Source organism: Janthinobacterium sp. GW823-FHT01H08 (genome assembly GCF_058797855.1).
Genome location: NZ_CM179504.1, coordinates 6,123,723 through 6,132,736, shown reverse-complemented (window position 1 = coordinate 6,132,736; position 9,014 = coordinate 6,123,723). Strand labels below are relative to the sequence as shown.

Here is a 9,014-nt window from a genome sequence, read left to right as displayed (position 1 = left end):
GTATGTCTATGTGAAAAGGTGTGGGAGGGCGTATCGATTCTGCCCTGCGGTCACCGTGTTGCAAGGCCGGCGTCGCGCGAGGGCTCGCCACACGTAACGCGCTATTCTACTCCCGACTGACAAAGTTATCCACAGGCACGACGCTTATTTTTGTGTGGCGGGGTGGGGCGCCATGTGTATAAGAAGCGACTTATCCCCCGGTTATCCCGTCACAGGCAGTGCTGGCGCGGCCTGCGGCGCAGGTGGGGAGCCGCGCGCAAATTTCCAGGCGATCACGGCAATCCTTGACAAGAGGGGGGCATATGCTGAATAATTCAGGGTTCCCCGCCCGTATTCCGTGTTTATTCATTTGGAACGACAATATGGACTAAGCGTGGATTAACGACGCAGTACCAAATCGTAGCGAGCGGTGATGAGTTGTGGCTGAGGCGCGCAACTGTGCGAAGGCACAGTGAGCACCGGAGGCCGCAAATCGCTCCGCGTAGTCGATTTGGTGCGCGTTCAAGCGGGCGATGAGATTGGCCAGCTTGTGCCTTGGCATAAGTGCGCGATTGTCATTGGCACCAAAAACTGACGGGACGTCAGACCCGATTTTGCATTTTTTTTGTTTTTAGCGAGACCAACATGAAACGTACTTACCAACCTTCCGTCGTTCGCCGCAAGCGTACGCACGGCTTCCGCGCTCGTATGGCTACCCGTGGTGGCCGTGATGTGCTCAACGCACGTCGCGCAAAGGGCCGCAAACGTCTGGCCGTCTAGGCTTGTCGTTGACAGCTGATCGCGTGGCTAGCTGTACTCCAGTCGGCAATCAACGCGAAGGTTCACACGACTTCGCGCGCTTTCGGCGTATCGTTAAAACGGATGAATTTTCATCCGTTTTTCGTTTGCGCCCTTCGCAAAAAACAGCGCATTTTGTGCTGTACACCCGACACAATCAATTGCCGCATGCGCGGCTGGGCGTCGTTGTGGCCAAGCGTTTCGCGCCGCGCGCGGCGACCCGCAACACGATCAAGCGCGTCACGCGCGAGCTGTTTCGCAACAGCGCGATGCCGCCGGTCGACTGCGTGGTGCGTTTGTCGCGCGCCGTCAACAGCAAGGATGGCCCGGCCACCACGAGCAAGCTCAAAGCCGAGCTGCGTGAAGAATTGAGCCGCCTGTTCGCGGCGCAAATCGCCGCCCAGGCCCGTTCTGTTGCTGCGCCACCACCATCCGCGCCATGAAAACCCTGCTGCTGTTCCTGCTGCGTGCTTATCAGTTGCTGATCAGCCCCATGCTGGGACAGAATTGCCGTTTCTATCCGAGCTGTTCGCATTACGCGATGGAAGCGCTGCGCGTGCACGGTACGGCCAAGGGCAGCCTGCTGGCTGCCAAGCGCCTGTGCCGTTGCCACCCCTGGAATGAAGGGGGCGTCGACCCGGTGCCGCCGGCCGATGGCAAACAATCTTCAACGACCGCTTGCGGTTGCAACCACTCCTGACAAATACCCTAATGGATATCAATAAACGTACCATCCTGTGGATCGTGTTTTCCGTCTCGCTGGTAATTCTCTGGAACGAATGGATGATCTCGAACGGCAAGCCGTCGATGTTCTCCGCGAACACGGAACAAACCGCCAAGGCGCCTGTCACCCCGGCCAAGACGGCCGCCCTGGCTGCTGCCGGCGCGACCGCCGTGCCTGGCGAAGCGACCGATCCCGCCGCGTTCAAGCGCGAAGTGATTACCATCACCACCGACGTTATCAAGGTCGATATCGACACCCTGGGCGGCCAGGTCAAGCGTCTGGAATTGCTGAAGTTCAAGGGCGCGGGCAATCCGGGCTGGTTCGGCGGCTGCTTCGGCCTGTTCAAATGGTGCCAGCCTGATGAAGGCAAGCAAAACGAAGTGCTGTTCGACGAAGGCGCGAACCACACCTACCTGGCGCAATCGGGCCTGGTCGGCGGTCCTTTCCCTACCCACGCGAGCGGTTTCACCGTGCAGCCTGGCGTGCGCACCCTCGGTGACGGCAAGCAAGTGCAACTGGTGATGGAAGCGGTCGAAGGCGGCGTCAAGCTGACCAAGACGTTTACGTTCAAGCGCGGCGACTACGTCATCGACGTGCGCCACGACGTGGCCAACGTGGGCGCGGCCCCTGTCACGCCGCAGCTGTATCTGCAACTGACGCATGACGGCAACAAGCCGGTCGGCGACTCGTTCTTCAACAGCAGCTTCACGGGTCCGACCCTGTACACGCCGCAAGACAAGTACCAGAAGCTGACGTTCGAGAAAATCGAAAAAGCGGCCGTGGAAGACGAGAAGAAGGGCAACGACAACGCCATGAAGGGCCTGCATCCGGCCACGGCGAATGGCGGCTGGTTTGCGATTTCGCAACACTTCTTCGTGTCGGCTTTCGTTCCGCCTGAAAACGCCAAGCGCGACATCTTCACGAAAAAGCTCGGCACCAACCTGTATGCCATCGGCAACGTGCTGCCACTGCCGACCCTGGCGCCAGGCGCCACGGCCAGCATGGACAGCAAGCTGTACTCGGGTCCGCAAATCGCGCACCTGCTGGAAAACGTTTCGCCTGGCCTGGAACTGGTCAAGGATTACGGCTGGCTGACCATCATCGCCAAGCCGATCTTCTGGGTCATGGAACACATCCACAGCGTGCTGGGCAACTGGGGCTGGACCATCATCGCTTTCACGATCCTGATCAAGCTGGCGTTCTTCCCATTGTCGGCCGCCGGCTACCGCAGCATGGCCAAGATGAAACTGGTCACGCCGAAGATGCAGGCGATCCGCGAGCGCTACAAAGGCGATCCGCAAAAGATGAACCAGGCCACGATGGAGCTGTACAAGACGGAAAAGATCAATCCGCTGGGCGGCTGCCTGCCGATCCTGATCCAGATGCCCGTCTTTATCGCCCTGTACTGGGTGCTGAACGCGTCCGTGGAAATCCGCGGCGCGCCATGGATCGGCTGGATCACCGACCTGGCCCAGCATGACCCATGGTGCATCCTGCCGGTGCTGTACGCGATCTCGATGTACATCACGACCAAGCTGAACCCGGCCCCGGCCGATCCGATGCAAGCGAAGATGATGCTGTTCATGCCGTTGGCATTCTCGGTGATGTTCTTCTTCTTCCCGTCGGGCCTGGTACTCTACTGGGTCGTCAACAACGTCCTGTCGATCGGCCAGCAATGGGTGATCACCAAGAAATACGCGCCGTCCACTGTGTAAGCAGGGTTAGCGAAGTAAAAGCCCGCCTAGTGCGGGCTTTTTAATTCTTGTAGGTCGGATTAGCGTGGCAAGGCCACGCGTAATCCGACACTATCGCCAGCGTGTGCTGCGTCGGCTTACGCGCTGCGCGCTAAGCCGACCTACGTTGCTGCACCTTCCCTTGCCGTACCTATTACAATATCCCCATGAAACTCGACTCTTCCCCTATCGCCGCCATCGCCACCGCTCCCGGGCGCGGCGGCATCGGCGTGGTACGCGCCTCCGGCAAAAATCTCGCCCCGCTGATGACGGCCCTGTTCGGCGCGCAAACGCTGAAACCGCGCCACGCCACCTATCTGCCGTTCACGGAAGCCGATGGCAGCATCATCGACCAGGGCATCGCCATCCACTTCAAGGGCCCGCATTCCTACACGGGCGAAGACGTGCTGGAATTGCAGGGCCACGGCGGCCCCATCGTGCTGCAGCTGCTGCTGGCGCGCGTGCTCGAAGCGGGCAAGGACAGCGGCTTGCGCCTGGCCGAACCGGGCGAATTCACGCGCCGCGCTTTTCTCAATGACAAGCTGGACCTGGCGCAAGCCGAAGCCGTCGCCGACCTGATCGACGCTTCCACTGAAGCGGCCGCCAAGTCCGCCTCGCAATCGCTGTCGGGCGCGTTCTCGAACACCATCCACGCGTTGGTGGAACAGGTGACGGGTTTAAGGATGCTGGTCGAGGCCACCCTGGACTTCCCGGAAGAGGAAATCGATTTCCTGGAAAAATCGAATGCGCGCGGTCAATTAAAAGCCGTCATCGAAGCGTTGAATAAAGTGTTTGCGCAGGCGGCGCAGGGCGCGCTGCTGCGCGAAGGCCTGAACGTGGTGCTGGCCGGCCAGCCGAACGTGGGCAAGTCGTCCTTGCTGAACGCGCTGGCGGGCGCCGACGTGGCCATCGTCACGCCGATCGCCGGCACCACGCGCGACAAGGTCAGCGAAACCATCCAGATCGAAGGCATTCCGCTCAACATCATCGACACGGCCGGTATCCGCAGCGCGGGCGACACCATCGACGCCGTCGAGCGCATCGGCATCGAGCGCACCTGGGGCGAGATCGGCAAGGCGGACGTGATTTTGCACCTGCTCGACGCCGACCATGGCCCGACACTGGCCGATGAAACCATCGTCGCCGCCTTCCCGGAAGGCGTGCCCGTGGTGCGCGTGTGGAACAAGATCGACCTGTCGGGCCACAAGCCCGGCGTCGACAACATGCCGGACGCCACCCACGTGTATCTGTCGGCGCACGAGCACATCGGTATCGACCTGCTGCGCGCGGAACTGTTGCGCATCGCCGGCTGGCAGCAGACGGGCGAATCGCTGTACCTGGCGCGCGAACGCCATCTGATCGCCTTGAAATCGGCCGGCAAGCATCTCGATATCGCCGCCGCGCACGCGGCGCAGGACGACCAGTCGCTGGACCTGTTCGCCGAAGAGCTGCGCCTGGCGCAGGTGCAGCTGTCGAGCATCACGGGCGAGTTCTCGCCTGACGATCTGCTGGGCGTGATCTTCAGCCGTTTCTGCATCGGCAAGTAAGGAGAATCGGATGAAGCTGCTGTTTGCCGTCATGTTCGCCTGCCTGCCCCTGCTGGCCGGTGCGCAGGAAAAGTTGCCGCAAGACGTGGCGAAATTCGTCGAAAATGCGCAGATGTGCGAGCACTTCGCCGGCGAATGGGATGACAACGACAAGGCGCGCCAGCGCGAGATCACGCAAGCCGTGGCCAGCTCGTGCGGTCAGGCGCAGCGGCAGTGGAAGCGCTTGCGCGTGAAATACGCGAAGCAGCCGAAGCTGCAACAAGTCATTGCCGAGAATGCCAATGACGCGGTCAGGAGCTTTCGGAAATAAGTCCGAACGGCGAAAAGGCCGGGGTCAGACCCTCAACACCGCTAACACAAAGGTCATCGCTCAGGTGCGAGGGGGTCTGACCCCAGGTTTTGTCACCCTTTCCTCCCCTTCGCCTGTTCTTCCTTGAACTTCTGGAACGCCCCGATATGCTCGGCGCGGCGCAGCACGCGCGAATGCGGGTCGAGCGTGTACGTGGCGCCGGCCGGCAGGGGCAGTTCGCCAAAGCCCAGCGACATGGACACGGTATGGATTTCCTTGCCGATACGCACTTCCACTGGCATCGGGAAGGCGATGTCGGCAGGCGTCTTCCATAGCAGGCGCAAGGTGTCGCCGTCGCGCACGGAGGACAGTTCCGGCAATGCCGCCTGGTACAGATAAACCTGGAAGAACCAGTCGTAATTGCTGCCCGTGACTTTGTTGACGATGGCCATGAATTCCGCCGTGCTGCCGTAACGCGGCTGGAACTGGCCTGGCAGCGGCTGTTCCGTGCCGTAGACGAGCAGGCGCACGGCGCGGAAGAAGGCCTCGTCGCCGATCAGGCCGCGCAAGGTGTGCAGCACCAGCGCCCCTTTCACATACAGGTCGCCGCCCGGTCCGCCCTTTTTCTGGTCGTAGACTTCTTCCTCGCTTCTCGGCTTGCCCGAAACCATGGGCGCCTTGTTGACGATGCCGGCCCGCATTTGCTGCAACGAAGCAAAATACTCTTGCTCGCCTCGCAGATATTGCATGTACAGCGGCTGCATATACGTGCCGAAGCCTTCGTGCAGCCACATATCGTCCCAGTTGCTGTTGGTGAGCTGGTTGCCGAACCATTCATGGGCAAACTCATGCTGCAGCAATTCATCGTAGCCATAGCTGGTCTTGGCGAATTTGTTGCCATAGGCATTGATGGTCTGGTGTTCCATGCCCTTGTGCGGGGTTTCGGCGATGCCGACTTTCTCATCGCCAAACGGGTAGGGGCCGATGACGCTTTCAAAAAAGTCCAGCATGGGCGGCAATTCCGCGAACAGGGCGCCTGCCTTGGCCTCGCTTTCCGGCAAGTACCAGAATTGCAGGGGGATGCGGTTGCCGTAGCGGCTAGCATACTCGCCCTGCAGGCTGCGGTAGGGCGCCACGTTCAGGGCGATGCCATAGGTGCTCGGGTGTTTGGCGCGCCAGTGCCAGGTGCGCCAGCCGTCGGTCTCATCCATGCCGAGCGCGATGCCGTTGCCGGCCGCCACCAGCGGCGCCGGTACCTGGATGTGCTGGTCGATCAGCCGGGCCTTGCCCATCGGGTGGTCGATGCAGGGCCAGAACAGGTCGCAGCCTTCGCCTTGCACGGCGCTGGCGATCCACGGCGCGCCATCGGCGGTGCTCGACCACACCATGCCGCCATCCCACGGCGCTTTCACGGCGACGTGCGGCACGCCGTGGTAGACGATGCGGATGGTGGTGCGCGCGCCTGCCGCGAGGGTGGCCGGCAAGGTCATGCTCAGGCGGCCGTCCGGATTGGCATAGTCTTGCGGCCGCAGCGCCTTGCCGTCGACTTCGATGGCATCGACGGGCAGGTTGCGGTCCAGGTCCAGCGCGAACCGCGAGATCGGCTGCGTGGCCAGGAAGGTCAGGCGCGCATCGCCGGCAATGCTGCGGCGGGCCGGATCGATGCGCAGGGTCAGGTCGGCATGTTCGAATACCACCGCCAATTGTTCCGGCGTGCGTTCGGCACCCGAATTGAGGGTGTAGGCGGTGGGCGCGCGCGTGGCGCAGGCGCTGAGCAGCAGGCAGGAGAGCAACAGGGGGATGTGTTTCATGGCGTGCGCGCAAGTGAACGGAGCACTGATTGTAGTGTGAAGTGACAACGTTGTCGTTTGGAAATTTCAAGGTGCCGATGGGGCAAGCGTGGCCACGGTTGAGAAATGTCATGGGCTTCAAACTGTGCTGACGTAATCTTGCTGAGCGGCCTTGAAGTGCCGCTAGGAAAGGAAGCGCCATGGACAGCGAACAGCCGGAAGTCGTGGAAAGCAGGGGCATGGCGGCGCCGCCATTGCCTTCCCTGCCGCAATTGATCGCAGCGCTGCCGCCGAAAGGTGCATGCTGGTACTGCGACAAGCCGCTCGATGCCGTGCGCCGTTTCTGTTGCAAGAGTTGTTGCGTGGCGTATGCGGAAGAGGCGCAGTTCAACAGCTGAGCGGCAGCTCGCTGTGCGCTAGCGGCGCCGCAGCAGCGCCGCCAGGGCGCCTTCGAAATCGAACTCGTGCGCGGCGGCGGCCACCTCCTGGTACACATTCACGCCCAGGCTGGCCGCGAGCAGGCTGGCCGAGTTTTCCAGGATGTCGATGGCCGCGCCGTCGCCTTCGCGCAAATGGCTGGCCAGGCGCGCCAGCAGCAGCTGGATGGCGGGCGCGGCCGGGTCGGGCGCCACGTCCTGCGCCGCCGTGTGGTTTGCCTCCGGCGTGCCCAGCATGCTGCTGACTGCGCCGAGCAATTGATCCTGCGCCAGTTCCAGCTGCAGCATCTGCTGGGCCAGGTCGGGCGCCTGCGCACGCAGTGCCGATTCCAGGGTTTCCGACAGGCTGTGCACATGGCGCGCCCCGATCATGCCGGCGGCGCCTTTCAGGGTATGCGCTTTCAGACGCGCGGAAACGTAGTTGCCCGTGTCGAATTCGGCGCGGATCTGGCACGGCGTGGTGCCGTGGTCGTGCAGGAAGCGGCGCAGGATTTTCAGGTACAGGATGCGGTCGCCCATGATGCGGCCCAGTCCGTTCTCAACGTCGAGAATGCGGACCATGTCGGATGCCGCAACGGCGGCATCATCATCGCAAGTGGCGTGTGGTTTCAGCATGCTGTGCAGAGCGCCCCAAAACTTGTCAATGTCAGTAAAGCAGGAACTGCTATTTTACATCCAGTCGTACTCTGCACTGCGTCCGCTAGGCGCCAGCTTGCCGCCTAGCGCGTCGTGAATGACCAGCTCTGCGTGACGTCCGCGCCATTGACTTTGCCGATGAAACTCACGTCATAGCTGGTGTTCGCGTTCAAGGCCGCCAGCGGGATGATGGATGCGGCCGAGACCGGTGTATGCACGTCATTGCCGCTGGTGAGCAGGCGCACGGCCAGGTCTGCGGAGGCGCCGCGCTGGCGCACGCTGAACGCCGTCACGCTGACGGGCGTGCCGTAATTGGCATGCACGCTGATCGGGTAGCCGACCACGTCCTGGTTCGGCACGGGATCGGGCGATTCGTTATTGCTGGAAAAACTGACGGCCACTTTCTGCTGTCCGCTGTAGGGGTAAGTGACGATCTGTCCCGCCGCCAGCCCCGGGCCATAGCTGCGGTTGCCGGCCAGGTCGGTGGTGAAATACGCATAGCCGGCGCCGCTGACGGCCGCGCCCGCGCCGCCTTCCTTGAACAGCGGCTCGAAAATGACGAAGCGGTGATAGATGGCCGTGACCAGTTCTTCGGCCAGGTAAAAGCCGGACGTGTTGCTCGCGCCGGCGATCACTTCGCCCTGCAGCGAGGTGACGACGTAGCCGGCCTTGGCCAGGCGGTCGCCCAGTGTGACGCCTGTAAAGCCGGGCTTGCCCTGCACCTGTTCGTGCGCCACCGTATTGTTGAGATTGAGATAGCTGGAATGGCCGAGGGCCGCGCTGTCGATCAGGCTATTGCGCACCAGCGGCGACAGGCCGATCTGGCTGCGCCGGTAGTTGAACCAGTTGAAGCCATCGGTGGCAATATTGTTGCTGAGAACGGGAGCACCCGGCTCCTGCGTCAATTGCCCGGCCGGGGTCGAGTTGCTCAGCGACGTATTGCCGCTATCGCTGCCGCCGCCGCAGGCGCTCAGCAGGGCTGCGCTCAGCAGGGCAGGTATCCAGTATTTCCAACGCAGTGACGAGGCAATCAAGTCGACTCCTGTAGAGGTAGGCGGGCAGCGGTGGGGTCAGCGTGCTG

General features: G+C 62.1%; 10 protein-coding genes. 7 read left to right on the top strand and 3 right to left on the bottom strand.

Annotation, left to right across the window (positions count from 1 at the left end; translation table 11 throughout):
- Positions 1-624: 624 nt before the first annotated feature.
- The 6 genes from rpmH (at position 625) to AC3RCG_RS27560 (ending at position 5,091) form a co-directional block, all read left to right on the top strand.
- Positions 625-759: a 50S ribosomal protein L34 gene (gene rpmH, locus AC3RCG_RS27585; protein ID WP_010401996.1), complete on the top strand. Its 135-nt coding sequence runs from the start codon at positions 625-627 to the stop codon at positions 757-759.
- A gap of 23 nt (positions 760-782) precedes the next feature.
- Positions 783-1,220, top strand: a complete 438-nt coding sequence (rnpA, locus tag AC3RCG_RS27580; protein WP_071650299.1) for a ribonuclease P protein component — start codon at positions 783-785, stop codon at positions 1,218-1,220.
- The gene (gene yidD / locus AC3RCG_RS27575) at positions 1,217-1,477 is read left to right on the top strand and encodes a membrane protein insertion efficiency factor YidD (RefSeq protein WP_034754335.1); all 261 of its coding nucleotides are present in this window, start codon (positions 1,217-1,219) and stop codon (positions 1,475-1,477) included. The genes rnpA and yidD overlap by 4 nt, the downstream gene beginning before the upstream one ends.
- 11 nt (positions 1,478-1,488) lie before the next feature.
- Positions 1,489-3,216, top strand: a complete 1,728-nt coding sequence (gene yidC / locus AC3RCG_RS27570) for a membrane protein insertase YidC (protein WP_409027610.1) — start codon at positions 1,489-1,491, stop codon at positions 3,214-3,216.
- 185 nt (positions 3,217-3,401) lie between these two features.
- On the top strand, positions 3,402-4,781 hold the full coding sequence (gene mnmE, locus AC3RCG_RS27565; protein WP_070310263.1) for a tRNA uridine-5-carboxymethylaminomethyl(34) synthesis GTPase MnmE: 1,380 nt from the start codon (positions 3,402-3,404) through the stop codon (positions 4,779-4,781).
- A gap of 10 nt (positions 4,782-4,791) precedes the next feature.
- Positions 4,792-5,091 carry a hypothetical protein gene (locus AC3RCG_RS27560; RefSeq protein WP_070310264.1) on the top strand — a complete coding sequence of 100 codons (300 nt, stop codon included), beginning with the start codon at positions 4,792-4,794 and terminating at the stop codon, positions 5,089-5,091.
- A gap of 92 nt (positions 5,092-5,183) precedes the next feature.
- Here the strand turns inward: AC3RCG_RS27560 and AC3RCG_RS27555 are convergent, their stop codons facing one another.
- Positions 5,184-6,881, bottom strand: a complete 1,698-nt coding sequence (locus AC3RCG_RS27555; RefSeq protein WP_492404969.1) for a M1 family metallopeptidase — start codon at positions 6,879-6,881, stop codon at positions 5,184-5,186.
- A 179-nt stretch (positions 6,882-7,060) separates the two neighbouring features.
- Between AC3RCG_RS27555 and AC3RCG_RS27550 the strand changes: the two genes are divergently transcribed.
- Positions 7,061-7,258, top strand: coding sequence for a hypothetical protein (locus AC3RCG_RS27550; RefSeq protein WP_070224761.1), 198 nt, complete (start codon positions 7,061-7,063; stop codon positions 7,256-7,258).
- Between the two features lie 18 nt (positions 7,259-7,276).
- Here AC3RCG_RS27550 and AC3RCG_RS27545 read toward each other — a convergent pair whose 3' ends face one another.
- Both AC3RCG_RS27545 and AC3RCG_RS27540 read right to left on the bottom strand, forming a co-directional pair.
- Positions 7,277-7,912 carry an Hpt domain-containing protein gene (locus AC3RCG_RS27545; RefSeq protein WP_070224760.1) on the bottom strand — a complete coding sequence of 212 codons (636 nt, stop codon included), beginning with the start codon at positions 7,910-7,912 and terminating at the stop codon, positions 7,277-7,279.
- 104 nt (positions 7,913-8,016) lie between these two features.
- On the bottom strand, positions 8,017-8,967 hold the full coding sequence (locus tag AC3RCG_RS27540; RefSeq protein WP_492404967.1) for a CAP domain-containing protein: 951 nt from the start codon (positions 8,965-8,967) through the stop codon (positions 8,017-8,019).
- Between the last annotated feature and the right edge of the window lie 47 nt (positions 8,968-9,014).